This is a genomic window from Pseudomonas sp. FW300-N2A2, assembly GCF_017351735.1.
Taxonomy (GTDB): domain Bacteria; phylum Pseudomonadota; class Gammaproteobacteria; order Pseudomonadales; family Pseudomonadaceae; genus Aquipseudomonas; species Aquipseudomonas migulae.
In genome coordinates, this window is the sequence record NZ_JACNDU010000007.1 from 119,691 (window position 1) to 146,124 (window position 26,434).

26 protein-coding genes and 1 pseudogene are annotated in these 26,434 nt (G+C 60.1%); 17 read left to right on the forward strand and 10 right to left on the reverse strand.

What is annotated here, in order from left to right; genetic code table 11:
• The first annotated feature begins 91 nt into the window (after positions 1-91).
• The gene (locus tag J4E42_RS12485; RefSeq protein WP_207285354.1) at positions 92-1,687 is read left to right on the forward strand and encodes a beta (1-6) glucans synthase; all 1,596 of its coding nucleotides are present in this window, start codon (positions 92-94) and stop codon (positions 1,685-1,687) included.
• A 109-nt stretch (positions 1,688-1,796) separates the two neighbouring features.
• Here the strand turns inward: J4E42_RS12485 and J4E42_RS12490 are convergent, their stop codons facing one another.
• Positions 1,797-2,165: a hypothetical protein gene (locus J4E42_RS12490; RefSeq protein WP_207285355.1), complete on the reverse strand. Its 369-nt coding sequence runs from the start codon at positions 2,163-2,165 to the stop codon at positions 1,797-1,799.
• Positions 2,166-2,390: 225 nt separating this feature from the next.
• Between J4E42_RS12490 and J4E42_RS12495 the strand changes: the two genes are divergently transcribed.
• Both J4E42_RS12495 and J4E42_RS12500 read left to right on the forward strand, forming a co-directional pair.
• Positions 2,391-3,689: a hypothetical protein gene (locus J4E42_RS12495; RefSeq protein ID WP_008039890.1), complete on the forward strand. Its 1,299-nt coding sequence runs from the start codon at positions 2,391-2,393 to the stop codon at positions 3,687-3,689.
• On the forward strand, positions 3,682-4,470 hold the full coding sequence (locus J4E42_RS12500; protein WP_008039888.1) for a VacJ family lipoprotein: 789 nt from the start codon (positions 3,682-3,684) through the stop codon (positions 4,468-4,470). Before J4E42_RS12495 ends, J4E42_RS12500 begins: the two co-directional genes overlap by 8 nt.
• Positions 4,471-4,625: 155 nt before the next feature.
• Here the strand turns inward: J4E42_RS12500 and J4E42_RS12505 are convergent, their stop codons facing one another.
• Positions 4,626-5,540 carry a DUF808 domain-containing protein gene (locus J4E42_RS12505; RefSeq protein ID WP_207285356.1) on the reverse strand — a complete coding sequence of 305 codons (915 nt, stop codon included), beginning with the start codon at positions 5,538-5,540 and terminating at the stop codon, positions 4,626-4,628.
• Between the two features lie 134 nt (positions 5,541-5,674).
• Here J4E42_RS12505 and J4E42_RS12510 point away from each other — a divergent pair, with 134 nt between their 5' ends.
• Positions 5,675-6,280 carry a TetR/AcrR family transcriptional regulator gene (locus tag J4E42_RS12510; protein WP_008039884.1) on the forward strand — a complete coding sequence of 202 codons (606 nt, stop codon included), beginning with the start codon at positions 5,675-5,677 and terminating at the stop codon, positions 6,278-6,280.
• A 31-nt stretch (positions 6,281-6,311) separates the two neighbouring features.
• On the opposite strand, the gene J4E42_RS12515 is transcribed toward J4E42_RS12510, so the two are convergent.
• Positions 6,312-6,770 carry an REP-associated tyrosine transposase gene (locus J4E42_RS12515; protein ID WP_008039878.1) on the reverse strand — a complete coding sequence of 153 codons (459 nt, stop codon included), beginning with the start codon at positions 6,768-6,770 and terminating at the stop codon, positions 6,312-6,314.
• A 197-nt stretch (positions 6,771-6,967) separates the two neighbouring features.
• The gene (locus tag J4E42_RS12520; RefSeq protein ID WP_008039877.1) at positions 6,968-7,408 is read right to left on the reverse strand and encodes a heme-binding protein; all 441 of its coding nucleotides are present in this window, start codon (positions 7,406-7,408) and stop codon (positions 6,968-6,970) included.
• Between the two features lie 267 nt (positions 7,409-7,675).
• Between J4E42_RS12520 and gcl the strand changes: the two genes are divergently transcribed.
• From gcl to J4E42_RS12560, 8 genes are all read left to right on the forward strand, one after another.
• Positions 7,676-9,451 carry a glyoxylate carboligase gene (gcl, locus tag J4E42_RS12525; protein WP_008026775.1) on the forward strand — a complete coding sequence of 592 codons (1,776 nt, stop codon included), beginning with the start codon at positions 7,676-7,678 and terminating at the stop codon, positions 9,449-9,451.
• A gap of 142 nt (positions 9,452-9,593) precedes the next feature.
• The gene (hyi, locus tag J4E42_RS12530) at positions 9,594-10,376 is read left to right on the forward strand and encodes a hydroxypyruvate isomerase (protein WP_008026777.1); all 783 of its coding nucleotides are present in this window, start codon (positions 9,594-9,596) and stop codon (positions 10,374-10,376) included.
• 147 nt (positions 10,377-10,523) lie between these two features.
• The gene (locus tag J4E42_RS12535) at positions 10,524-11,417 is read left to right on the forward strand and encodes a 2-hydroxy-3-oxopropionate reductase (RefSeq protein ID WP_008039871.1); all 894 of its coding nucleotides are present in this window, start codon (positions 10,524-10,526) and stop codon (positions 11,415-11,417) included.
• 147 nt (positions 11,418-11,564) lie between these two features.
• A complete protein-coding gene (locus J4E42_RS12540) occupies positions 11,565-12,845 on the forward strand; it encodes a glycerate kinase (RefSeq protein ID WP_008026780.1) in 1,281 nt (426 codons plus the stop codon).
• Positions 12,835-14,250 (forward strand): pyruvate kinase, encoded by a 1,416-nt coding sequence (gene pyk / locus J4E42_RS12545; protein ID WP_008039869.1) that lies wholly within the window; start codon positions 12,835-12,837, stop codon positions 14,248-14,250. Before J4E42_RS12540 ends, pyk begins: the two co-directional genes overlap by 11 nt.
• Before the next feature lie 152 nt (positions 14,251-14,402).
• Positions 14,403-15,317 carry an urea transporter gene (locus J4E42_RS12550; protein WP_207285357.1) on the forward strand — a complete coding sequence of 305 codons (915 nt, stop codon included), beginning with the start codon at positions 14,403-14,405 and terminating at the stop codon, positions 15,315-15,317.
• 21 nt (positions 15,318-15,338) lie between these two features.
• Positions 15,339-16,163, forward strand: coding sequence for an ion transporter (locus J4E42_RS12555; protein ID WP_207285358.1), 825 nt, complete (start codon positions 15,339-15,341; stop codon positions 16,161-16,163).
• 93 nt (positions 16,164-16,256) lie between these two features.
• Positions 16,257-17,252, forward strand: a complete 996-nt coding sequence (locus J4E42_RS12560) for a sulfate ABC transporter substrate-binding protein (protein ID WP_008039863.1) — start codon at positions 16,257-16,259, stop codon at positions 17,250-17,252.
• Positions 17,253-17,430: 178 nt separating this feature from the next.
• Here J4E42_RS12560 and J4E42_RS12565 read toward each other — a convergent pair whose 3' ends face one another.
• Positions 17,431-18,048, reverse strand: coding sequence for a hypothetical protein (locus tag J4E42_RS12565; protein ID WP_192226075.1), 618 nt, complete (start codon positions 18,046-18,048; stop codon positions 17,431-17,433).
• A gap of 214 nt (positions 18,049-18,262) precedes the next feature.
• Between J4E42_RS12565 and J4E42_RS12570 the strand changes: the two genes are divergently transcribed.
• From J4E42_RS12570 to J4E42_RS12585, 5 genes and pseudogenes are all read left to right on the forward strand, one after another.
• Positions 18,263-19,468 (forward strand): MFS transporter, encoded by a 1,206-nt coding sequence (locus tag J4E42_RS12570; RefSeq protein WP_207285359.1) that lies wholly within the window; start codon positions 18,263-18,265, stop codon positions 19,466-19,468.
• Positions 19,469-19,654: 186 nt separating this feature from the next.
• Positions 19,655-20,374, forward strand: a complete 720-nt coding sequence (locus J4E42_RS12575) for an SDR family oxidoreductase (RefSeq protein ID WP_008026798.1) — start codon at positions 19,655-19,657, stop codon at positions 20,372-20,374.
• A gap of 39 nt (positions 20,375-20,413) precedes the next feature.
• Positions 20,414-20,649, forward strand: a pseudogene (locus J4E42_RS29455) (LysR family transcriptional regulator); the annotation flags it as partial.
• A gap of 81 nt (positions 20,650-20,730) precedes the next feature.
• Entirely contained in the window at positions 20,731-21,198 is a 468-nt protein-coding gene (locus J4E42_RS12580; RefSeq protein ID WP_207285360.1) for a helix-turn-helix domain-containing protein, read from the forward strand.
• Positions 21,195-21,770: a PIN domain-containing protein gene (locus J4E42_RS12585; RefSeq protein WP_032832516.1), complete on the forward strand. Its 576-nt coding sequence runs from the start codon at positions 21,195-21,197 to the stop codon at positions 21,768-21,770. Before J4E42_RS12580 ends, J4E42_RS12585 begins: the two co-directional genes overlap by 4 nt.
• Before the next feature lie 56 nt (positions 21,771-21,826).
• On the opposite strand, the gene J4E42_RS12590 is transcribed toward J4E42_RS12585, so the two are convergent.
• The 5 genes from J4E42_RS12590 to J4E42_RS12610 are packed head-to-tail and all read right to left on the reverse strand — an operon-like array spanning position 21,827 to position 26,432.
• Positions 21,827-22,231 carry a hypothetical protein gene (locus tag J4E42_RS12590; protein WP_008039842.1) on the reverse strand — a complete coding sequence of 135 codons (405 nt, stop codon included), beginning with the start codon at positions 22,229-22,231 and terminating at the stop codon, positions 21,827-21,829.
• 14 nt (positions 22,232-22,245) lie between these two features.
• Positions 22,246-23,448, reverse strand: a complete 1,203-nt coding sequence (gene ccmI / locus J4E42_RS12595; RefSeq protein ID WP_207285361.1) for a c-type cytochrome biogenesis protein CcmI — start codon at positions 23,446-23,448, stop codon at positions 22,246-22,248.
• Positions 23,441-23,914 (reverse strand): cytochrome c-type biogenesis protein, encoded by a 474-nt coding sequence (locus J4E42_RS12600; protein WP_207285362.1) that lies wholly within the window; start codon positions 23,912-23,914, stop codon positions 23,441-23,443. Before J4E42_RS12600 ends, ccmI begins: the two co-directional genes overlap by 8 nt.
• Entirely contained in the window at positions 23,911-24,447 is a 537-nt protein-coding gene (locus J4E42_RS12605) for a DsbE family thiol:disulfide interchange protein (protein WP_008039840.1), read from the reverse strand. Before J4E42_RS12605 ends, J4E42_RS12600 begins: the two co-directional genes overlap by 4 nt.
• Complete coding sequence (locus tag J4E42_RS12610) at positions 24,444-26,432, reverse strand: heme lyase CcmF/NrfE family subunit (RefSeq protein ID WP_207285363.1); 1,989 nt, start codon at positions 26,430-26,432, stop codon at positions 24,444-24,446. Before J4E42_RS12610 ends, J4E42_RS12605 begins: the two co-directional genes overlap by 4 nt.
• Positions 26,433-26,434 lie beyond the last annotated feature (2 nt).

A 26,434-nucleotide genomic window follows, 5' to 3' on the forward strand; every position in this document is an offset into this window, starting at 1 on the left:
AACGCCATTAATCACGAGCACCTGAAAGGCCTCGGGCGATCCGCCCGAACTTTGCATGTCAAAATTATGCGAGCCACCAAGCGCGGGACAAATGCGGGTAACATGCGCGGCTTTGCTCCCAGACGGCCTGACCATGCCCGCGACATCACGCTTTCCTTTTTTCGCTTACCTTTTCGCCTGCCTGCTGGGGCTCTTTGCTCTCGGCGGTTTTTGGTACGGCCTCGGCAAACCGGTGATTCTGCCGGACGTGGCCAGCGCGACGCACAAACTGCAATGCGCCTCCTACACCCCGTTCGACAAGGACCAATCGCCGTTCGATCAGCCGTTCAAGTTGCGCCCCGAGCGCATGGACGCCGACCTCGCGCTGCTGGCCACCCGCTTCGAATGCATTCGTACCTATTCCATGACCGGCCTTGAAGCCTTGCCCGACCTGGCGCGCAAACATGGTCTGAAGTTGATGATCGGTGCGTGGGTGAACAGCAACCCGGTGGACACCGAGAAAGAAGTCGACCTGCTGATCGCCTCGGCCAACGCCAACCCGGATGTGGTCACGTCGGTGATCGTCGGCAACGAAGCCCTGTTGCGCAAGGAAGTCACCGGTACGCAATTGGCCAGGCTGATCAACAAGGTCAAAAGCCAGGTCAAGCAGCCTGTCACTTATGCCGACGTCTGGGAGTTCTGGCTCAAACACCCGGAAATTGCCCCGGCGGTGGACTTCCTGACCATTCACCTGCTGCCGTATTGGGAAGACGATCCGTCGAACATCGACGCCGCGCTGCAACATGTTCGCGAAGTGCGCCAGGTGTTCGGCAACAAATTCGCCCCCAAAGACGTGATGATTGGCGAAACCGGCTGGCCGAGCGAGGGTCGTCAACGCGAAACCGCGCTGCCGAGCCGGGTCAATGAGGCCAAGTTCATTCGCAGCTTTGTGATCATGGCCGAACAGGAAGGCTGGCACTACAACCTGATCGAGGCGTTCGACCAACCCTGGAAACGCGCCAGCGAAGGGGCCGTTGGTGGTTACTGGGGCCTGTTTGACGCCGACCGTCAGGACAAGGGCGTGCTGGCCGGTCCGGTGTCGAACGTGCCGTACTGGTCGCAATGGCTGGCGGTGGGCGGGATGATTTTCCTTGGCACGCTGATCCTTGGCGGTCGTGTACGCAGTACCCGCTCTGCGTTGGTGCTACCGCTGCTCGGCGCTTTGGCGGCCTGTTCGATTGGCGCCTGGGGCGATCTGGCACGCGTCACCACCCGGTTTACCAGTGAATGGTTGTGGGTTGCGTTGCTGACGGCTTTGAACCTGTTGGTACTGGTGCATGCAGCGCTGACACTGAGTGACCGTAGCGGCTGGCGTCTACGGACCTTCAATGTGCTGGAGCGTCGGGCCGGCTGGTTGCTGGTAGCAGCAGGTTTTACAGCGGCGGTGATGATGCTGGAACTGGTGTTCGATCCGCGTTATCGCAGCTTTCCGAGCGTAGCTTTCATCCTGCCCGCACTGGTTTATCTGTGCCGGCCGGTGAGCGTGCCACGTCGTGAAATCGCGCTTCTGACCTTCATCATCGGTGCCGGCATTGCGCCGCAGCTGTATCGCGAAGGTTTGCAGAATCAGCAGGCCTGGGGCTGGGCGCTGGTGAGTGTGTTGATGGTGGCGGCGTTGTGGCGCTGTTTGCGGGTTCGCAAGGGCTGATGGCCCCATCGCGAGCAGGCTCGCTCCCACATTTGATCTCCATCGTTCACATAATTTGTGTTCACTGAAGATCTACTGTGGGAGCGAGCCTGCTCGCGATGGCGATCTGTCAGGCGCTACGAGACGCCCGGACCAACCGCAACCCCGCAATCACCACCGCAAACACAGCCATCGTCGTGTTGTACAACGCCAACGCCGGAAACCCGAACACCAACGTCAACACCGCCAACCACCACCCTGCCCGCCCCGGCAACACGAAGCCGATCACGGCGGCGGCCACTGCCGCCCAACCCAACACCTGGAAATGAATCATCAGGCCCAGGTTCGAACGGACCAGGCATTCCCAGCGGCTCGCCTCGTCCACGCAGAGGCCGACCCATTGCGCATCCTCCATGAAGCCATACCGCGCGCCATAACTGGCGGCCAGCCATAAAGGCAGCAAAACAAGCAGCAGAATTACCGGTAAACGGCGGGACATGAAGCACTCCAATCAGCGAAAAACGGCGGCCAGCTTAATCCCCCGGCAGCCTGACGCAAGCCTTAACAACAGTTAACTGGGCACTCAATCACTGCAAAGTGTATCGTCCAGCTACTATTACTCTGAAATTTGGCCTGATTGGTGTCGATACATGGCACTTTGGCGCAACCCCCGTGGTCATAGCCTGCGAACTTCATTCGGCACCTTTCTATAAGGGATCCAGTCATGCTCCGTTCCTTGCGCTTCGCCGCCCTGTTTAGCGGCCTTATCTTGAGTGCGTCCGCACTGGCGGTCGATATCGACGCCGCCAGTTATGGCTATCCCTTGACCAACCCGTTCGAGGCGACCATCGCCACGACGCCACCGGACCTGCGTCCGGAGTTGCCGCTTGACGATGACATCGACCAGGAAACCCGCAGCGTCACGCTGCGCCCGGAGCGTGAGTTCGAACTGCCGGACAACTTCTGGCCGGTGAAGAAGCTGACCTACCGCATCGCCACCCAGGATAAAGCCGCCCCGTTGATCTTCCTGATCGCCGGCACCGGTGCGCGCTATGACAGCAGCCTTAACGAATACCTGAAAAAGCTCTACTACAAGGCGGGTTACCACGTGGTGCAACTGTCGTCGCCCACCAGCTTCGACTTCATGAGCGCCGCTTCACGCTTTGCCACACCCGGCATCACCAAGGATGACGCCGAAGACATGTACCGGGTGATGCAGGCCGTGCGGGCACAAAACCCGAAAGTGGCCGTCACCGATTACTACCTGACCGGCTACAGCCTGGGGGCGCTGGATGCGGCATTTGTCGCGCATCTGGATGAAACCCGCCGCAGCTTCAACTTCAAGAAAGTCTTGCTGCTGAACCCGCCGGTGAACCTCTACACCTCGATCACCAACCTCGACAAGCTGGTCCAGACAGAGGTCAAGGGCATCACCAACACCACCACGTTCTATGAACTGGTACTGAACAAACTGACCCGTTACTTCCAGCAGAAAGGCTACATCGACCTCAACGACGCCCTGCTCTACGACTTCCAGCAGTCCAAGCAGCACCTGACCAACGAACAGATGGCCATGCTGATCGGCACGTCGTTCCGCTTCTCGGCGGCCGACATCGCTTTCACCTCGGACCTGATCAACCGTCGCGGCCTGATCACCCCGCCGAAAACGCCCATCACCGAAGGCACCAGCCTCACGCCGTACCTCAAGCGTGCGCTGCAGTGCGACTTCGACTGCTACATCACCGAACAAGTGATCCCGATGTGGCGCGCGCGCACTGACGGCGGCAGCCTGCTGCAACTGATCGACCAGGTCAGCCTGTATGCCCTGAAGGATTACCTGCACGACAGCCCGAAAATCGCGGTCATGCACAACGCTGACGACGTGATCCTAGGCCCGGGTGACCTTGGTTTCCTGCGCAAGACCTTCGGTGATCGCTTGACTGTTTATCCACTGGGCGGCCACTGCGGCAACCTTAACTATCGCGTCAACAGCGACGCCATGCTGGAGTTCTTCCGTGGCTAAATACCTCCTGCTTATCGCAGCGTTACTCTGTGCAGGCGTCGCCAATGCCGACAACAGCAAAGCCAACGCCCCGGTGGTCGTCGACAGTGACGGCTTCAAGGAGCCACTGAGCAAACTCAAGTTCAACCCAGGCCTGGACCAGCGCGAATTCGAGCGCTCGACACTCAGCGCGCTGGCTGTCTACGACCCGCTGGAAGAGTGGAACCGCCGGGTGTACCACTTCAATTACCGCTTCGACCAATGGGTGTTCCTGCCGGTGGTCGACGGGTATCGCTACATCACGCCAAGCTTCCTGCGCACCGGGGTCAGCAACTTCTTCAACAACCTCGGCGACGTACCGAACCTGCTCAACAGCCTATTGCAGTTCAAGGGCCAACGTTCGATGGAAACCACTGCGCGCCTGCTGCTCAACACCACCATCGGCATCGCCGGCCTGTGGGACCCGGCCACCGCCATGGGCCTGCCGCGCCAGAGCGAAGACTTCGGCCAGACGCTCGGTTTCTACGGCGTACCGGGCGGCGCCTACTTCGTGCTGCCGATCCTCGGCCCATCCAACATCCGCGACACCGGCGGCCTGGCCGTGGACTTCACCGCCGAATCAGCGATCAACTTCCTGAACGTCTCCGAAGTCAGTTCCAACCACCCTGAAGTGTGGGCCCTGCGCAGCATCGACAAGCGCCACCAGACCAGCTTCCGCTACGGCCAACTGAACTCGCCGTTCGAATACGAAAAGGTGCGCTACGTGTACACCGAGTCGCGCAAGTTGCAGATCGCCGAGTAATTCATCGGCAACAAAAAAGGCCATTCGATGTGAATCGAATGGCCTTTTTCATGCCTGTCGCAATTCAACTGTAGGAGCTGGCTTGCCAGCGATGGCGTCCGAAAGGACTGTATCGGGCTTGAAATCCCATCGCCGGCAAGCCGGCTCCTACAGGTTCAGCGTTTGACTGCCCGCCAGATCTTGCTGACAACCATCACACCCGCCAACACCACCGCACCCGCCACAATTCCCGCTACCGCATTCAGCAGCGTTGGCACGACAAACCCCGCACCGCCCGCCCCTGCGCTGACACCTTCAATCCAGTGATGAACCACCGGCACGCCGTGAGTGAGAATTCCGCCGCCCACCAGGAACATCGCCGCCGTCCCGATCACCGACAGGCTTTTCATCATGTACGGCGCCGCACGCAGAATCCCGCCGCCAATGCTTTTGGCCATCTGGCCGGGCTTCTGGGTCAGCCACAGACCGAGGTCATCGAGCTTGACGATGCCGGCTACCAGGCCGTAGACGCCGATGGTCATGACGATGGCAATGCCCGACAGCACGATGACTTGCTGGGTCAGCGACGCATCGGCCACGGTGCCGAGGGTGATGGCGATGATTTCCGCCGAAAGAATGAAGTCGGTACGGATGGCGCCCTTGATCTTGTCCTTTTCGAACGCCACCAGATCCACCGCCGGGTCGGCCACAGCCTCGACAAGCTCCGCATGCTCGGCCTGGTCTTCAGCCTTGCTGTGCAGGAATTTGTGCGCAAGTTTTTCGAAACCTTCGAAACACAGGTAGGCGCCGCCGACCATCAGCAACGGCGTAACCAGCCACGGAATGAATGCACTGATCGCCAGCGCTGACGGCACCAGAATCAGTTTGTTGAGAAACGAGCCCTTCGCCACGGCCCAAACGACCGGGATTTCCCGTTCGGCACGTACGCCGCTGACCTGCTGGGCATTGAGCGCCAGATCGTCACCGAGCACGCCGGCGGTTTTCTTGGCGGCCATTTTGGTCATCAACGCCACATCGTCGAGTACCGCGGCAATGTCGTCGATCAGCAACAGTAAACTGCTTCCTGCCATGAATCAGGTGTCCTTCTGGAATGAATGCTGCGCAGCATAGCGCGGCCGAGCGCCACACGGGGCATTCTTGAGCGCCGCGCGAGGCCGGTGCTACCATGCGCAACCGCCAGAACAGGCAAGGAACCACCTGGTTTATGAGCACTATCCGCGAGCGCAACAAAGAACTGATCCTGCGTGCCGCCAGTGAAGAATTTGCCGACAAGGGCTTCGCTGCGACCAAAACCAGTGACATCGCAGCCAAGGCGGGATTGCCCAAGCCCAACGTCTACTACTACTTCAAATCCAAGGAAAACCTCTACCGCGAGGTTCTGGAAAGCATCATCGAGCCGATTCTGCAGGCCTCGACGCCGTTCAACGCCGACGGCGTGCCCAGCGAAGTGCTGAGCGGCTACATTCGCTCGAAAATCCGCATCTCCCGCGACTTGCCCTTCGCCTCCAAGGTGTTCGCCAGCGAAATCATGCACGGCGCCCCGCACCTGAGCGCCGACCTGGTCGAACAACTGAACAGCCAGGCGAAACACAACATCGACTGCATCCAGACCTGGATCGACCGCGGCCAGATCGCCCCCATCGACCCCAACCACCTGATGTTCAGCATCTGGGCCGCGACCCAGACCTATGCCGACTTTGACTGGCAGATTACAGCCATCACCGGCAAGGCCAAGCTGGATGAAGAGGATTATGAAGCGGCGGCACAGACGATTATCCGGTTGGTGCTTAAAGGGTGTGAGCCGGACTGATAGACCGCGATGAAGGCAACTCGATTTCAGCTCAAACCCAAACAGCATCCCACAACGGATAATCGCCAAGCTTCCCGACCAGTCCAGCCCGCAACGGGTTGGCTACCACATATCGAGCCAGTTTCACCAAATCCTCTTCCCGCCGCAGTGCCCGATCATGAAATCCTCTCTGCCAGAGACTGGTGCTTCGACCGGTAGACTGATTTATGGCTTTGGTGCTCATCGACTTGGTTTTTTGCATCAGCTCACTCAAAGATCCCTTCTGCAACTCAATCAACCAATGAAAGTGATCGTGCATGACCACCCAGGCCAGTGAATTAGCGAAACCTTGATCCTGAGCGCAGCGAAATTGATTAACCACCACTCTACCCAAAGTGAAGTCTTTGAATATCGGCTCTCGGTCGCGTGTAATGGTAGTCAGCAGATAAATCCGGTTGGGCTCGGTATAACGGCCAATGCGCAGGCGATTTGACGCGGGTAGATCAGGCATTCCTTTGCCCCTTGCATGATTAATTCATGAAGAAGGCTAGTCCTGATATTACCCAAGGGTGGGGCAGACATTTAGATGGATGTGTCTGACGGTTTGTCATCGCCAGCAGGCTGGCTCCCACAGTTGATCTCTGACACTCAGATGTTCCCTGTGGGAGCCAGCCTGCTGGCGATAGCGGCGGATCAGTCACCCGTGATTCAAGCTGCCACCCCCGCATCCGCCTTCAACCCCAGCGCCTCGATCGCATTGATCGCACACTGCTCATCAACATCCGACAAATCCCCGCTGATGCCCACAGCTCCCAGCACATTGCCGTCCTGATCCCGAATCAACACACCGCCCGGTGCCGGCACCACGCTGCCCTGCCCCAGGCTGTTCAACGCCGCGATAAACGCCGGGCGCTGCTGGGCGTCCAGCGCCAGCAGGCGTGAGCCTTTGCCCAGCGCAATGGCGCCCCAGGCTTTGCCGATGGCGATCTGCGGGCGCAGCAGGCTGGCGCCGTCTTCGCGTTGCAGGGAAACCAGGTGTCCGCCGGCATCCAGCACGGCGATGGTCAAAGGGGCCGCGTTGATTGCACGCGCGGCGGAGATGGCCTGACTGGTCAGGTTGACTGCCACTTTCAAGGTTAAAGCGCTCATGGTGCCGTCCTCATTTTGTTATAGGGAAAGCGGAAGGACTGCGCGCTTGCACCGCAGTCCGATGCAACAAATAGAACACAATGAGTTATTTTTTTGTATACAATAATTATCGAAAAGCGCCACATGCGACGAAAAGCCACAGCAGAACAGGCTTCCGACGAATGAAACAGTCGCTTGAGAAAATGGATTGACCTGCGCCGTCCGCCGTGAATACACTCTGCGCAAAGCCACTTGTATACAATTACAAAACGTAAGAGACACAAAACCATGAGCAAAATGAGAGCAATCGAAGCCGCCGTTCTGGTGATGCGCCGCGAAGGGGTTGATACCGCTTTTGGCATCCCCGGTGCCGCCATCAACCCGTTGTACTCCGCCCTGCAAAAGGTCGGCGGCATCGATCACGTCCTCGCTCGACACGTTGAAGGCGCGTCGCACATGGCCGAGGGCTACACCCGCACCAAGGCCGGCAACATCGGCGTGTGCATCGGCACTTCCGGCCCGGCCGGTACTGACATGGTCACCGGGCTCTACAGCGCCTCGGCCGACTCGATCCCGATTCTGTGCATCACCGGGCAAGCACCCCGCGCCCGTATGCACAAGGAAGACTTCCAGGCTGTCGACATCACCACCATCGTCAAGCCAGTGACCAAGTGGGCGACCACTGTCATGGAACCGGGCCAGGTGCCGTATGCGTTCCAGAAAGCCTTCTACGAAATGCGCTCCGGCCGTCCAGGCCCAGTGCTGATCGACCTGCCGTTCGACGTGCAGATGGCCGAAATCGAATTCGACATCGACGCCTACGAACCGCTGCCACTGGCCAAGCCAACCGCTAACCGCGTGCAAATCGAGAAGGCCCTGGCCATGCTCGATCAGGCCGAGCGTCCATTGCTGGTCGCCGGTGGCGGCATCATCAATGCCGACGCCAGCGAGTTGCTGGTGGAATTCGCCGAGCTGACCGGCATTCCGGTCATCCCAACCCTGATGGGCTGGGGCACGATCCCGGACGATCACCCGTTGATGGTCGGCATGGTGGGCTTGCAGACTTCGCACCGTTACGGCAACGCCACCCTGCTGAAGTCCGACGTGGTACTGGGCGTCGGCAACCGTTGGGCCAACCGCCACACCGGCTCGATTGACGTGTACACCGAAGGCCGCAAGTTCATTCACGTTGACATCGAGCCGACGCAAATCGGCCGCGTGTTCAACCCGGACCTGGGCATCGTCTCCGACGCCGCTGCCGCGCTGACCGTGTTCATCGAAGTCGCTCGCGAATGGCAAGCCGCCGGCAAGCTGAAAAACCGCAGCGCCTGGCTGCAAGACTGCCAGCAGCGCAAAGCCAGCCTGCAACGCAAAACGCACTTCGACAACGTGCCAGTCAAACCGCAGCGCGTTTACGAAGAGATGAACCAGGTGTTCGGCAAAGACACCTGCTACGTCAGCACCATCGGTCTGTCGCAGATTGCCGGCGCGCAGTTCCTGCACGTCTACAAGCCGCGTCACTGGATCAACTGCGGTCAGGCCGGCCCGCTGGGCTGGACCATTCCGGCTGCACTGGGCGTGGTCAAGGCCGATCCGAACCGCAAGGTTGTGGCGCTGTCGGGCGACTATGACTTCCAGTTCATGATCGAAGAATTGGCGGTGGGCGCGCAGTTCAAGCTGCCGTACATCCACGTTGTGGTAAACAATTCGTACCTGGGGCTGATTCGTCAGGCCCAGCGCGGTTTCGACATGGACTACTGCGTGCAGCTGTCCTTCGATAACCTGAACGCTCCGGAACTCAACGGTTACGGTGTCGATCACGTCGCGGTTGCCGAAGGCCTCGGTTGCAAGGCGCTGCGTGTGTTCGAACCGGCTCAGATCCAGCCTGCACTGCGCAGGGCCCAGGAGCTGATCGAAGAGTTCAAGGTGCCGGTGATCGTCGAGATTATTCTGGAGCGCGTGACCAACATTTCCATGGGCACCGAGATCAACGCCGTCAACGAATTCGAAGACCTGGCGCTGGTCGGCAACGATGCGCCGACCGCGATTTCGCTGCTTGATTAACAGCTGACCGCCTCCCCCCTGTAGGAGCGAGGCTTGCCCGCGAAGGCGTCGTGCCATTCAACATTGATGCCGACTGACACAACGCCTTCGCGGGCAAGCCTCGCTCCTACAGAGGGAGCTCACACATTTACGGGAGACCACCATGCCGCGTTTCGCAGCCAACCTGTCCATGCTGTTCACCGAACAGGATTTTCTCGCCCGTTTCGAAGCGGCCGCCAAGGCCGGCTTCAGTGGTGTCGAATACCTGTTCCCTTACGATTTCAGCTCCGCCGAGATCAAGGCCAAGCTCGACGCCAACGGTCTGACCCAGGTGTTGTTCAACCTGCCGGCCGGTGACTGGGCCAAGGGCGAACGCGGTATCGCGTGCCTGCCGGACCGGGTTGAAGAGTTCCGCGCCGGGGTCGATCTGGCCATTGCCTACGCGCAAGTGCTGGGCAACACCCAGGTCAACTGCCTGGCCGGTATTCGTCCACAAGGTGTCGACGATGCCACCGTGGAAAAAACCTTTGTCGCCAACCTCAAGTACGCGGCCGACAAGCTGCAAGCGGCGGGCATCAAACTGGTGATGGAAGCGATCAACACCCGCGACATCCCAGGGTTCTACCTGAACAACACGGCGCAAGCCCTGTCGATTCGCGAACAGGTCGGCAGCGCCAATCTGTTCCTGCAATACGACATCTATCACATGCAAATCATGGAAGGCGACCTGGCCCGCACCCTGCAATCGCACCTCGGTGAAATCAATCACGTGCAATTGGCGGACAACCCGGGGCGCAACGAACCAGGCACTGGTGAAATCAATTACCGCTTCCTGTTCGAACACCTGGACCGGATTGGTTATCAGGGTTGGGTCGGTTGCGAATACAAGCCGCTGACCACCACCGAAGCAGGCCTGGGCTGGCTGAAAACCCATAACGCGATCTGATCGAAAACCGCGTCATCGTTCTTCGCGGGCAAGCCTCGCTCCTACGAACAACCCTGCCCCTGTAGGAGCGAGGCTTGCCCGCGAAGGCGCCCTCGCTGACACCCACGAATTTTGCGAACAGAGCAATAAAAACAAGAGGATTTTCTCATGGCTAAAATCGGATTTATCGGCACCGGCATCATGGGCCACCCAATGGCGTTGAACCTGCAGAAAGCCGGTCACAGCCTGTTCCTGTCGGCGCACCACGATGCCGCGCCTGCCGACCTGATCGCCGGTGGCGCTGTCGCCCTGGCGAACCCGAAAGAAGTCGCGCAAGAAGCTGAATTCATCATCGTCATGGTGCCGGATACCCCGCAGGTCGATGACGTGCTGTTCCGCGCCGACGGTATTGCGGCCGGTGTCGGCAAGGGCAAAGTCGTCATCGACATGAGCTCGATCTCGCCCACCGCCACCAAAGCCTTCGCGGCCAAGATCAACGAAAAAGGCGCGCAGTACCTCGACGCGCCGGTGTCCGGCGGTGAAGTCGGTGCCAAGGCTGCGACCCTGAGCATCATGGTCGGCGGCGATGCCGATGCCTTCGAACGCGCCTTGCCGCTGTTCCAGGCGATGGGCAAGAACATCACCCTGGTGGGCGGTAACGGCGACGGTCAAACCGCGAAAGTGGCGAACCAGATCATCGTCGCGCTGAACATTCAGGCCGTGGCCGAAGCCCTGCTGTTCGCTTCGAAAAACGGTGCCGATCCAGCCAAGGTGCGTGAAGCGCTGATGGGCGGTTTCGCTTCGTCGAAAATCCTCGAAGTGCATGGCGAACGCATGATCAAGGGCACCTTCGACCCAGGCTTCCGCATCAGCCTGCACCAGAAGGACCTGAACCTAGCCCTGCAAGGTGCCAAGGAGCTGAACATCAACCTGCCGAACACCGCCAACACCCAGCAAGTGTTCAGCACCTGCGCGGCCATCGGTGGCAGCAACTGGGACCACTCGGCGCTGATCAAAGGCCTGGAGCACATGGCGAATTTCTCGATTCGCGATAAGAACTAAGTCTCTGTCTGACCCTGTGGGAGCTAGCCTGCTAGCGATGAAATCGACGCGGTGTGTCTGGTAGACCTCAGCGCCTGAATCGCTAGCAGGCTAGCTCCCACAAGGGGCCGAGTTGCCCTCCAATAACAAGAATTCCGGGAGCCCGCCATGTCGGTCGATCCGCAACAATTCCTGCGTGAGCTGTTTGCCACAGCCATTGACGCGGCCCATCCGCAGCAAGTCCTCGAAGCTCATTTGCCCACTGACCGCAGTGGTCGCGTGATCGTCATCGGCGCCGGCAAAGCTGCCGCCGCCATGGCCCAAGTGGTCGAGCGCTGCTGGCAGGGTGAAGTGTCCGGCCTGGTGGTGACGCGTTACGGTCACGGCGCCCCGTGCGAAAAAATCGAAGTCGTCGAAGCCGCTCACCCGGTGCCGGACGCCGCTGGCCTGGCCGTCGCCAAGCGTGTGCTGGATCTGGTCAGCAACCTGAGCGAAGACGACCGCGTCATCTTTCTGCTCTCCGGTGGCGGTTCTGCGTTGCTCGCCCTTCCGGCCCAAGGCATCACGCTCGCCGACAAGCAATCGATCAACAAAGCCCTGCTCAAATCCGGCGCGACCATCGGCGAGATGAACTGCGTGCGCAAGCACCTCTCGGCGATCAAGGGCGGCCGTCTCGGTAAAGCCTGCTGGCCCGCCACTGTTTATACCTATGCGATTTCCGATGTACCGGGCGACCTCGCCACGGTCATCGCTTCCGGCCCCACCGTGGCCGACCCGAGCACCTCCGCCGAAGCGCTGGCGATCCTCAAGCGCTACGACATTGAAGTCCCGGCGTCGGTGCGCAACTGGCTGCAAAGCCCGGAATCGGAGACGGTCAAACCCGGCGACCCGAGCCTGGCGCGCAGTCATTTCCAATTGATCGCCCGCCCGCAACAGTCGCTTGAAGCCGCTGCAGTGAAAGCCCGTCAGGCCGGTTTCAGTCCGCTGATCCTCGGCGACCTGGAAGGCGAATCCCGCGAAGTGGCCAAGGTTCACGCCGGCATCGCGCGGCAAGTGGTCCTGCATGGCCAGCCATTGGCGGCGCCGTGCGTGATCCTTTCGGGCGGTGAAACCACGGTCACCGTGCGCGGCAATGGTCGCGGCGGACGCAACGCCGAATTCCTCCTGAGCCTGACCGACAGCCTCAAAGGCTTGCCCGGCGTCTACGCGCTGGCCGGCGACACCGATGGCATCGACGGCTCCGAAGACAATGCCGGGGCGATCATGACCCCGGACAGCTACGCCCGCGCCGCCGCCCTCGGTTTGAGCGCCAGCGATGAACTCGACAACAACAATGGCTACGGCTATTTCGCGGCGCTCGACGCGTTGATCGTCACCGAGCCGACCCGCACCAACGTCAACGACTTCCGCGCCATCCTGATTCTCGAGAGCACAAAAAATGACGCCTGATAAAAAGGTCAAAATCCTCGCCACCCTCGGCCCCGCCACCGACGGGATCGAAGACATCCGCGAGCTGGTGCAGGCCGGGGTCAACATCTTCCGCCTGAACTTCAGCCACGGCGATCACGCCGACCACGCTCAACGCTATCAATGGATTCGTGAAGTCGAGCGCCAACTGAATTATCCGCTCGGGATCCTGATGGACCTGCAAGGCCCGAAACTGCGGGTCGGCAAGTTCGCCGAAGGCAAGGTGCAGTTGCATCGCGGTCAGGCCCTGCGCCTGGACCTGGACCCGACGCCGGGCGATCAACGCAGGGTCAACCTGCCGCACCCGGAAATCATCGCCGCGCTGGAGCCGGGCATGGACTTGCTGCTCGACGACGGCAAACTGCGACTGCGCGTGGTCACCAAATACGCCGACGCAATCGACACCACGGTGCTCAATGGCGGCGAACTCTCGGACCGCAAAGGCGTGAACGTGCCGCAAGCGGTGCTGGAGTTGAGCCCGCTGACGGCCAAGGATCGTCGCGATCTGACTTTCGGTCTGGAGTTGGGCGTGGATTGGGTCGCGCTGTCGTTCGTGCAGCGCCCGGAAGACATTCGCGAAGCGCGTGAACTGATCGGCGACAAAGCGTTTTTGATGGCCAAGATCGAGAAGCCATCGGCGGTCACGCAACTGCGGGAAATCGCCGAATTGAGCGACGCGATCATGGTTGCCCGTGGCGACCTCGGCGTCGAAGTGCCCGCCGAAAGCGTGCCGCAGATTCAGAAGAACATCATCAGCATCTGCCGCCAACTCGGCAAACCGGTGGTGGTGGCGACGCAGATGCTGGAGTCGATGCGCTTCTCCCCGGCCCCGACCCGCGCCGAAGTCACCGATGTGGCCAACGCTGTGGCCGAAGGTGCCGATGCGGTGATGCTGTCGGCGGAAACCGCATCCGGCGAATACCCGATAGAAGCTGTGCAGATGATGAGCAAGATCATCCGCCAGGTGGAAAACGGTCCGGACTATCAGACGCAACTGGACGTCAGCCGGCCGAAAGCCGAGGCGACCGTTTCCGATGCGATCAGCTGTGCAATTCGTCGCATCAGTAACGTGTTGCCGGTGGCGGTGCTGGTGAACTACAGCGAATCCGGCACGTCGAGTCTACGGGCGGCGCGGGAACGGCCGACGGTGCCGATTCTGAACCTGACGCCGAACCTGCAGACCGCTCGCCGCTTGACCGTGGCGTGGGGGGTGCATTCGGTGGTCAATGATCGTCTGCGCCAGGTGGATGAAGTGTGTTCGACAGCGCTGGAGATTGCGCAGGCGCAGGGCATGGCGCAGCGCGGGGACACGTTATTGATCACGGCGGGTGTGCCGTTTGGGCAGCCTGGGTCGACTAACTCTTTGCGTATCGAGACGTTGATCTAGAGCGCCCATACCGGCCTCATCGCCAGCAGGCTGGCTCCCACATTGGTTTTGTGTCGATAACGAAATCAAGACTGAACGCAGATTCAGTGTGGGAGCCAGCCTGCTGGCGATGCTGGCGACTCGGTTTCACTGAAACACCCACAGACTTCATCATGCCTGCCAACCACTTCAACACCCACTGCCCCGATTGGGCGACTGCCCTGCTCAACGGCTTCAGCCAGATTTTCCTCCAGCGCCATCCGCTGTTTGGTCTGTTGTGCCTGCTCGCCATTCTATTCACCGCACCGGCCCTGCTCGGCGGTGCGTTGCTGGGCGGTGTCGCCGGTTTGCTCACCGCGCAACGTCGCCACTACGCCAAGGCCGATCGTCAGGCCGGGCTGTTCAGTTACAACGGTGTCCTGCTCGGTTTGCTGCTGAGCCTGTATTTCCCCTGGTCCGCGCTGTTGCCGCCGCTGATCATTGCTGCGGGTGGATTGAGCGCGATGCTCACTCAGCAGTGGCTCAAACGCATCCGGGTCAGCCAATACCTGCCGGCCTATACGGCGCCCTTCGTGGGATTGGGCTGGTTGCTGCTGTGCTTCGCCACCCCCTCGACCGAAGCCCATTTGATCGAAGTCAGTGCGTTGAACATGCTCCTCGCCCCCCTGAAAGGCCTCGGCCAGGTGATGTTCCTCGGCCATCCGCTGGCCGGTGCGATGATTGCCGTGGGTTTGCTGATCGCTGATCGCCGCGCATTCTGCTGGGCGATGCTGGCGTCTGCCGCGGGCATGGGCTGGAGCCTGCTGCATCAAGACTTCTATAGCGCATTGATCGGCCTCGGTGGCTATAACGCCGTACTCGCCGCCCTCGCCCTCAGCTCGCTGCGCCAGCAACCGTGGCTGCCGCTCATCGGCATCGCAGCGGCGCTGTTGCTGACGCCGGTGTTTGCCGCCATCGGTCTGCCAACGCTGACCGCGCCGTTTATCCTCGCCTGCTGGCTGATCCGCACGGTTATGCAAATGTTCGGCAAAACCACCGTCGCCGGTACGCCTTGCACTCTGGAGGAGAATCACCCTAGGCTGCGCTGATTCTCGATTCAGGCGTTATCCATGGACAGCAGCAAAAACTGGCGTGAAGACCTTTACGTCATGGTTTTCCAGAGCGACACCAAGGCCGGGCGGCGCTTCGACGGCATTCTGCTGTTGATCATCCTCGCCAGCATCGTCATCGTGATGCTCGACAGCATCGACACGATTCATCAGAACTACGCCAACGTGTTGGCGTACATCGAGTGGGGCTTCACGGTCATTTTCGCCATCGAATATGGCCTGCGCCTGTACTGTTCGCCCAAGCCGCTGCGTTATGCGTTCAGCTTCTATGGGCTGGTGGATTTGCTGGCGATCGTGCCCGGCATTCTTGCGCTGTATTACGCCGATGCGCAGTACCTGCTGATTATCCGGATCATCCGGATGCTGCGGATTTTCCGCGTGCTCAAGCTCAGTCCGTACCTCAAGCAAGCCAATTACCTGATGTTGGCGCTGCGTGGCAGCAAGCAGAAGATCGTGGTGTTTCTGGTCAGTGTCTGCACGCTCGTCACGGTGTTCGGCACGCTGATGTACGTGATCGAAGGCCCGGAGCATGGCTTTACCAGCATTCCAAAAGGCATCTACTGGGCTATCGTGACGCTGACCACCGTCGGCTTCGGCGACATCGTGCCGAAGACGCCCTTGGGCCAGGTGATTTCGTCGCTGGTGATGATCACCGGTTACTCGATCATCGCCGTGCCAACCGGGATTTTCACCGCCGAACTGGCCAACGCCATGCGTGGCGAACAGTTGCAACACGACTGCCCGGTGTGTAAGAAAAACAGCCACGAGCACGGCGCTGCATTTTGCTCGCGGTGCGGCAATATGTTGTTCAAAAAACTGGAATAAGCAAAGTGCTTTTTAATCTTTAAAGGACTATACGAGCCCGGTTATAGTCGCTGGCAAATTGCCTCATATTTAAATTAGAACAAGGAATGCGCAGTGAAAAAACTCTTTGGCGCCTCACTTCTGGCCGCTGGCCTGGCATTGACCAGCGTGGCTCAAGCTGCACCAACCCTGCTCAACGTTTCCTACGACGTGATGCGCGATTTCTACAAGGACTACAACGCTGCCTTCCAGAAACACTGGCAAGCCGAGCACAACGAAAACATCACCCTGCAGATGTCTTTCGGCGGTTCGAGCAAACAGGCGCGTTCCGTGATCGACGGCCTGCCGGCTGACGTCATCACCATGAACATGGCCACCGACATCAACGCCCTGGCAGACAACGGCAAACTGGTGCCGGACAACTGGGTCACCCTGCTGCCGAACCACAGCGCGCCGTTCACCTCGGCCACGGTGTTCATCGTCCGCAAAGGCAACCCGAAAGCCCTGAAAGACTGGCCGGATCTGCTCAAGGACGGTGTGCAAGTGATCGTGCCAAACCCGAAAACCTCGGGCAACGGCCGCTACACCTACCTTTCGGCCTGGGGTTATGTGCTGAAGAACGGCGGTGACGAGAACAAGGCCAAGGCCTTCGTCGGCAAGCTGTTCAAGCAAGCACCGGTGCTGGATACCGGTGGTCGTGCGGCTACCACTACCTTCATGACCAACCAGCTCGGCGACGTGCTGGTGACCTTCGAAAACGAAGCGGAAATGATTGCCCGCGAGTTTGGCCGTGATCAGTTCGAAGTGATCTACCCAAGCGTCTCCGCTGAAGCCGAGCCGCCAGTGGCCGTGGTCGACAAAGTGGTCGAGAAGAAAGGCACCCGCGCGGCGGCCGAGGAATACCTGAAGTACCTGTGGTCGCCAGAAGGCCAGGAAATTGCTGCGGCAAACTACCTGCGTCCGCGTGATCCGGCGGTACTGGCCAAGTACACCGACCGCTTCCCGAAAGTGGATTTCCTGTCGGTAGAGAAGACCTTCGGTGACTGGCGCACCGTGCAGAAGACGCACTTCAATGATGGTGGGATCTTTGATCAGATTTACGCTCAGTAAACGCTGATAGCCCAATGAAAAAGGCGACCTGAGAAGGTCGCCTTTTTTGTTTTTGTGTTCACTGAAGTTCCCTGTGGGAGTGAGCCTGCTCGCGATGGCGGTGGGTCAATCACATTGATGGTGACTGATACACCGCCATCGCGAGCAGGCTCACTCCCACAGGGAACTTCACCTGTCATCACATCGGCGGTGTGACACCGTCCTTGCCAGCCGAGATGGATTGGGCGGTCAGCGTTCCATCCGCACTCTGGGTCACAAACGTCACGACCTTCACACCCACCTTCAGCAAGCTGCGATCCCCCGGCACCAGGTTCACGATCGGCACATCCTCCGGCACCAGGATCTTCTGCTGTCCGCCCTTGTAGTTGACGGTCAACACCCGACCATTACTGACCACCAGATCACCGACGCTGCCGTTGGTCATGCTGCTGCCCTTGACCAGGTCGAAGGGTCGATGGCCATCGCCACTGCCGGCCAGCTCCGGCGGAAAGACGTGGACTTCCAGCGCTTTGAGCGAGCCATCTTCCTGCGCAATGGCCGCCGAGCCGATGTAGCTGCCCGGTTTGATGTCTTCGATATTGGCCAGGGTGACGGCGCGGATTTTGGTGTCCTTGGTCAGGTTGATGACCACGTTTTCGCCACTGTTGACGTGGACTTTCAACACGTCGGGGCTGACCCCGGTGATCTCGCCGCGTACGCCGATGCGCATGCCCGGTGCGTCTGCAGCCTGGGCGAGGCTTGCCATGAACAATCCGATCAAAGTGCCGCGAATCAGGTAACGGAACATCGCGTTCATGAAAGTGCCTTCCGGTGATGGGTCGTAAGAGAGAACATAAGCACGCTATCGAACAAGATGTAAGTGAATGTATCATCGGATCTTGAAATTCAGGCGCAGGTTCCAGCGCCACTCATTCCGCAAAGGAATGATTGCTATCACTCCAACCCCTCTTCCGCCGATTCGGCCTGCCACTTAGCCTTCACGCATTCCTTTCTGTTCAGCGAGACACGTTATGAACTCAGCGACTCAGGCACCCCACGGCGCCGCGACAATGACCAAAGGCATGGTGCTGCTGTTTGCCTTCTGCTGCGGCGCCATCGTTGCCAATATTTACTACGCGCAACCGATCATCGGCCTGATCGCGCCCGACATCGGCCTGACCAGCACCATGGCCAGCCTGATCGTTTCGCTGACCCAGATTGGCTACGCGCTGGGCCTGTTCTTCCTGGTGCCGCTGGGTGACCTGCTGGAAAACCGCCGACTGATGATCACCACCACCGTGGTGGCGATTGCCAGTCTGTTGGGCGCCGCGTTCACCGATCAGCCGAATGTGTTTCTGCTGATCTCGTTGCTGGTGGGTTTCAGCTCGGTGTCGGTACAGATCCTGATTCCACTGGCCGCGCACCTGGCGCCGGAGGAGTCTCGCGGTCGAGTGGTCGGCGGGATCATGGGCGGTTTGCTGCTGGGGATCCTGCTGGCGCGACCGGTGTCCAGCGTCGTGGCTGACCACTTCGGCTGGCGGGCGATGTTTGTGATTGCGGCGGGGTTGATGGCGGCCATCAGCATCGTGCTGGCCATGACCATTCCCAAGCGCCAGCCTGATCACAGCGCCTCCTACGGTCAGTTGCTCGGTTCGCTGTGGACGCTGCTGCGCCAGCAACCGGTATTGCGCCAGCGCGCGTTTTATCAGGGCTGCATGTTCGCCACGTTCAGCCTGTTCTGGACCGCCGTGCCGCTGGAATTGGCGCGTAATCATGGCTTGTCGCAAACCCAGATCGCGATTTTCGCCCTGGTCGGCGCCATCGGAGCCATCGCCGCGCCCATCGCCGGTCGACTCGCCGATGCTGGCCACACCCGCGTCGCTTCGCTGCTGGCGCTGTTGTTCGCCAGCCTGAGCTTCCTGCCAGCGTTCATCCATCCGCTCTACAGCGTCATCGGCCTCGCCGTCACCGGCGTAGTGCTCGACTTCTGTGTACAGATGAACATGGTCCTCGGCCAACGGGCGGTCTACGCCCTCGACGCCAAAAGCCGCAGTCGCCTGAACGCGTTGTACATGACCAGCATCTTCATCGGCGGCGCGTTTGGCTCCTCGGTAGCCAGTGCGGTGTACGAACACGGCGGCTGGTTGTGGATCGTGATTGTGGGTAGCGCGTTTCCACTGTTGGCGTTGTTGCGGTTTTTGAGTGTTTCGCAAGAGCGTTCGCTGGCAACGGCATAGACATCCAAAAGCTTCGCGGGCAAGCCTCCCCGAGAATGAATGCTTTCGCTCTGCGTCAGTAATCACCCCGAGGTATTCCCGGTTTACACTCAGCGTCCGGAGTCTGAAGCGATGCGGGATGTGGTTCGCGGTTGACCGGTTCAAATGCCGCCCGACCTGCGGCATGTTTTGTTCAAGGAGTGTGCAATGACCCGACGTACTTTTCTCATCACCGGCGCCAGCAAAGGCATTGGCCGCGCGGTGGCCGAACACCTGGACCGCGCCGGACACCGGGTGGTCGGCATTGCCCGCACGCCTGACCTGAGTTTTCCCGGCATCCTGTTTCCGCTGGATTTGAGCGACAGGGCACTCACTCAGGAAGTGCTGGCGGACCTGGCCGGGACTTACGAGTTCGATGGGCTGGTCAACAACGTCGGCCTGGTACGCCCGCAAGTGTTGGGAGAAATCGACCTCGATACGTTCGATGACGTAATGCGGGTCAACCTGCATTCAGCGTTGCAGGCCACCCAGGCGCTGCTGCCGAACATGCGCGCCAAGGGTTGGGGTCGGGTGGTGAACATTTCCAGCCTGACGGTGCTCGGGATTACCCAGCGCACGGCGTATGCCGCGGCAAAAGCGGCGTTGATCAGCTTCACCCGCTCCTGGGCGCTGGAACTGGCGCAAACCGGCGTGACGGTGAACGCCGTGGCACCGGGACCGACGGAAACGGAACTGTTCCGCGCCAACAACCCGCCGGGAAGCGAGGGCGAGGCGCGTTATCTGGCCGGTGTGCCGATGGGGCGCCTGGGACAACCGCAAGAGATTGCCGCGGCGATTGCATTTTTGCTGTCAGAACAGAGCGGGTTCATCACCGGCCAGACGCTGTTTGTAGACGGTGGTTCTTCAATAGGCAAAGCGGCGTTCTGACCCACAACACAGGTCCCTGTAGGAGCGGTCCGGCTGCTTGAAGAACAAACCGTCACCGTCAGCGGCAGGATTCGTGTCAGCGCCGCGCAAGGTCTGCGTGAAGCGGCGCTGGCCCATCAAGGGCTGACCATGGCGTCGGCATGGATGTTTGCACCGGAGCTGGCCAGCGGAGTGGTCAGGAGCTGTGGGCGGTGTTTCCAACCGGGCGGATGGCCAGCGCCAAGGCTCGGGCGTTTGTGGAGTATGTGCAGGGGTTGTTGGTAAAAAGGGTCTGAGAGCACCTGTTTCGTTTATTGCGATTTACGATTATTTCGAATAGCCTGCCAGCTTCGCTTACTCAGAAGGCTGGAACCATCATGTCACCCACCCTCCATACGACGATAAAACTCCCGCTGGAGCGCGAAGTACAGGCTGCTATTGAAGGTCAGCGCGCATTGGCGGCCTACCTTGCCACTCAATTCGAAACACAGCGCATCCAGATTTTCGACGACCGGAATGAGGCTCACAGCGTCGAATTACCCACTTCGGCTCTTCGTTTGCTAGTCGATATCCTGGAAGCGCTCGCTGCGGGCAATGCTGTCAAAGTAGTCCCGGTTCACGCTGAACTGACGACGCAGGAAGCGGCTGATCTGCTTAACGTCTCACGCCCGCACCTGATCAAACTGCTCGAATCCGGCGACTTGTCCTACCACAAAACCGGCAAGCACCGACGTGTGCGCTTTGCCGATTTGATGGACTATAAAAACCGGCGCGATACCGCCAGCGAGCAAGCAATGATGCTGCTCGCCGAGCAGGCACAAGCGTTAAGGACAGGATACGAGTGAGGCACTCCTCTTTTACCGCTGTATATGACGCATGTGTGCTGTACCCCGCGCCCCTGAGAGATTTTTTGATGTGGCTTGCACTCTCCGGACGTTTTAGAGCGAAATGGACAATGGAGATACACAACGAATGGAAACGCAATTTGCTCAAAAACCGTCCGGATCTGACCACAGGACAACTGAACCGCACGTCCGAACTGATGGATCAGGCATTACCCGACGCTTGCGTGTCCGGTTACGAAGAGCTTATTGAAGGATTGACGCTACCCGACGTCGATGATCGACACGTCCTGGCTGTTGCCATTCACTGTAATGCCAGCGTCATCGTCACCTTCAACCAGAAAGATTTCCCCTGCACCGCCCTGAGCCCCTTCGGTATTGAGGCTCAGCATCCTGACGAGTTCGTCGATAACCTTTTTGATCTCGATCCGGCGGCAGTGATCGAGGCGGCACAACGGCAGCGCAAGCAGCTGAAGCTGCCGCCAATGGATGTCAGTAGTTACCTTGAACTTCTGCTGCGTCAGGGCCTGGTTCAATCGAGCAAGGCATTGACCGAGTACCGCGCCATTCTCTGAACGTCCTTCACAGACTCCAGACAGCAAAACGGCGATCCGTAGATCGCCGTTTCCATTTACTGCCCGAATTGCCGTCCCAGCCCACCGGGTACGCCATGGATGTCCGTGTCTTCCCATGGCCCGTTCGGGCTGATCGAGCGGCTCCAGCCGTTGTTCCAGCGATAGTACGTGCGCTGGCGGTAGAAGGTGTTGGTCTGGTCATCGAGCACATATACGCCGAGCTTCTGATCCCAATGGCTGTTACCGCCCGGTGGCGGTGCGAAGCTGGCCGAGGTGCGTGGCATCGGTTTGGCGGGCTTGGCCGGAATACTTGGCTTGCCTGGCGTCGGTGTCGTTGACGGCGTCGGGCGGGGCTGCGACGGCGGGATCGGTGGCAGCGACGTCGGCTCTGGGCGCTGGACCGCACACGCGCTTAACCCCAAAACCAGACTGAGCAGGGTAATACGAGCAATGGCGGTCATGGCGGTGGTTCCTGTTATTTGTCTGGGCTGTCGATGGTCAGTTTTTGCGCCGCGGTAGTGCTGCTGGCCATAGGCTGGCTACGACCGATCCATTCGCCGGCAGTCGGTTGGCCGGCCCGTGAGATACGCGCAACCAGTTGGACTTCAGGAAAGTTCGACAGTTTCAACTGCGGCATCATTGCGTCGGCATCGCCCAGTTCGACGGTCGCCGGCAAGTCGGCCACGGTCAGGCGTTTGGCGGCCAATGGTGCTGGAGGCCCCGAGGTGGCGCGGGCGAAAATGAACACGCTGTCACCCGGCTGAACCTTGGCCTTGAGCTCTGGCGCCAGATCGACGCTGACCTTGAGCAGCGCCGCAACCTTGGCCGCAGGCGCCTGGGCAACCTTGCCGCCGCTGGCTTCGAGTTTCTCGGTAGCCCGGGCAATACCGCCTTGCAGCGCGGCGCGGGAGCCGTCTTCCGGTGGCAGTTGCACCAACAGGCGATTCCAGTAGTCGATGGCGTCCTGATAATGCGCGCTTTCAAACGCGGCGATACCGAGCAGGCCAAGGCTGGTGACTTCCTTCGGATCGGCTTTCAGCGCTTCGTCGGTCAGGGCCTGAACCTTGTCTGACCACTTCTTGCCATCGGCGAAGTACTGGGCTTGCGCCCATTGGCCGAGCAGTTCCGGCTGACGACCGGCCAGGTTCACCGTGCGCTCGAAGATCTTCGCCGCGTCGGCGGGACGATCCTGCGCCATGTATGTGCGACCCAGGAAGTACAGGCCTTCGGCCGAATCCGGTTGAGCGGCGACGGCGCGTTCCAGACGGCGGGTCATCTCTTCCATCGACTGCGGTGCCTGGGAGAATTCGCGGGTCAGTTCGACCTTGTCGCTGGCGCCGAAATGCAGGTAGAGCCCAAGCCCCAACACCGGCACCAGAATCGCCGCCAGCAATGGCAACGGTTTGCCCAGACGTGCCGCGCGCGGTGCATCGGCGCCTTCGGTGTCGGCGAGCAACTCACGAGCAGCTTCGGCGCGACCGGTTTCCAGTTGCGCAGCGTTGAGCACGCCCTCTTCCTGCTCGGTTTGCAACTCAGCCACGCGCTCTTGATACAGCGCGACGTTCAGGGCAGTACGATCCTCTTCCAGCTGGGCGCGGCGGCCACGCAGAACGGGAATCAGCAGAAAACTCAGGGCAACCAGAAGCAGCAGACCTGCAGCGAGCCAGAAATCAATCATTCTTGGTTTTATCCAACAGTTGATCGAGGCGCTCGCGCTCCTCGGCAGAAAGCTCATCCTTGGCATCAGCGCGTTGGACGCGACGACGGCGGACGATCACGGCGATGATCACAAAACCGCCCAGCAGCAGGCCGGCGGGGCCGAACCAGAGCAAGGCAGTCTTGGCGTTGAGTGCGGGTTTGTAGCGGACGAAATCACCGTAGCGATCGACCATGAAATCGATGATCTGCTGATTGTCCTTGCCCTCGCCCAGCATGCGGAAAATCTCTTTGCGCAGGTCGGCGGCGATCGGTGCGTTGGAATCGGCGATGTCCTGATTCTGGCACTTGGGGCAACGCAGCTCTTTGGTCAGCTCGCGAAAACGCTCGCGATCACCTTCTTTGGCGAACTCATAGGTGTCGATGGCCGCGTGCGCCACGCCGGCCATGCTCAGGCCCAATACAACGGCAGCTATCCAGCGCTTCATGGCTTGGCCTCGTCCACCAGCGCCTGATACTTGGCCGCCAGTTTTTCGCGCCAGACCTGCTCGTCGATCACGCCGACGAATTTGTCGCGGATGATGCCCTTGGCGTCGATGAAGAAGGTTTCCGGAGCGCCGTATACGCCGAGGTTCAGGCCCAACGTGCCTTCGTCGTCACGGATGTCCAGTTGATACGGGTTGTGGAACTCCACCAGCCACTTCAAGGCATCCGCATTGATGTCCTTGTAGTTGATGCCGTAGATCACCACGCCCTTCTCGGCCAGTTTGTTCAACACCGGGTGCTCGACCCGGCAGGAAATGCACCAGGTACCCCACACGTTGACCAGCGCCGGTTTACCGAGAATATCTGCCTTGGTCAGGGTCTTGTCGCCCTGCACCGCGGGCAGGGAAAACTCCGGGAACGGCTTGCCGATCATTGCCGAAGGCAGCTCGGCCGGGTCCAGATAGAGCCCGCGATAAAGGAAAACAGCCACCACCAGAAAAACCGCCAGCGGCAACAGCATCAACCAACGTCTCATGCAGTCGCTCCCGTCATGCCCAATGCTTCACGCACGCGGCTTTTCACCTTGACCCGATAACGACGATCCAGCGCCGCCAACAGCCCGCCCAAACCGGTCAGCAGACCGCCAAACCAGATCCAGCGCACGAACGGTTTGACGTGCACGCGCACGGCCCAGGCGCCATCCCCCAGCGGTTCGCCGAGTGCGACATAGAGGTCGCGGGTGAACCCGGCGTCGATCCCGGCTTCGGTCATCACCGAGTTCTGCACGGTGTACAGGCGTTTTTCCGGGTGCAATACGCTGATTTCCTTGCCGTCGCGGATCACCCGTACGGTGCCTTTGTCGGAGGTGAAGTTCGGGCCTTCGAAGTGCTTGGCGCCTTCGAACACGAACTGGTAACCGCCCAGGTCCATGGACTCGCCCGGTGCCAGGCGCAGGTCACGTTCGGCGCTGTTCTGGCTCGACAGCACGACACCGAGCGCGCACACGGCGATACCCAAATGCGCAAGCTGCATGCCCCAATAGCTGCGAGTCAGGGTCGGCAGGCCTTTGATCAGGCCTTTGTGGCGGGTCTTGTCGAAGATGTCGCGGATACCGGCCAGCAACACCCAGGCGGCCAGCATGAACGTCGCGATCACTGCCCAGTTGAAATCGCCATAAGCGACGCCAGCCACCACGGCCAGCGCGGCGCTGCCGAGCAACACCGGGGTCAACATGCTCATCAGCCATTTGACCGGAGTGTCTTTCCAGCGCACCAGCATGCCAACCGCCATCACCACCATCAGCAACGCCATCAACGGAATGAACAGCGCGTTGAAATATGGCGGGCCGACCGACAGCTTGGCGCCGGTCATTGCATCGAGAATCAGCGGGTACAAGGTGCCGAGCAGGATCATCGACGCCGCTACCACCAGCACCAGGTTGTTGCCCAGCAGCAAGGTTTCGCGAGACCAGAGGTTGAAGCCGACATGGCTCTTCACCACCGGCGCGCGCAGGGCAAACAGCGTCAGCGAACCGCCCACCACGAACAGCAGGAAAATCAGGATGAACACGCCGCGCTCGGGATCGGAGGCAAAGGCGTGAACCGAGGTCAGCACGCCAGAACGCACCAGGAACGTACCCAGCAAGCTCAACGAGAACGCAGCGATGGCCAGCAACACGGTCCAGCTCTTGAACACGCCACGTTTTTCCGTGACCGCCAACGAGTGGATCAGCGCAGTGCCCACCAGCCAAGGCATGAAGGAGGCGTTTTCCACCGGGTCCCAGAACCACCAGCCGCCCCAGCCGAGTTCGTAGTAAGCCCACCACGAACCGAGGGTGATGCCGATACCGAGGAAGGCCCAGGCGACGATGGTCCATGGACGCGACCAACGTGCCCACGCCGCATCGAGTCGACCGCCGAGCAATGCCGCGATGGCGAACGCGAAGGCCACGGAGAAACCGACGTAGCCCATGTACAGCATCGGCGGGTGAACGATCAGGCCGATGTCTTGCAGCAGCGGGTTGAGGTCACGACCGTCCGCCGGAATCTGCGGCAGGATCCGTGCGAACGGGTTGGAGGTAAGGATCAGGAACATCAGGAAACCGGTGCTGATCATGCCCATCACCGCCAGCACCCGCGCCAGCATCACTTGCGGCAACTGCCGGGAGAACACCGACACGGCGAAGGTCCAGCCGCCGAGGATCAATGCCCACAACAGCAACGAACCTTCGTGCGCGCCCCACACTGCACTGAACTTGTAGTACCACGGCAAGGCGCTGTTGGAGTTGCTGGCGACGTAGGCGACGGAGAAGTCGTCGGCCATGAATGCGTAGGTCAGGCAACCGAAAGCGAACAGCAGAAACGCGAACTGCCCCCAGGCGGCCGGCTGGGCCAGGCTCATCCACAAACGATCACCGCGCCAGGCACCGAGTAACGGCACCACGGCCTGAACCAGCGCGAAACACAGCGCCAGAATCATGGCCAGATGGCCGAGTTCAGGAATAAAGATTCCAGACGTCATCG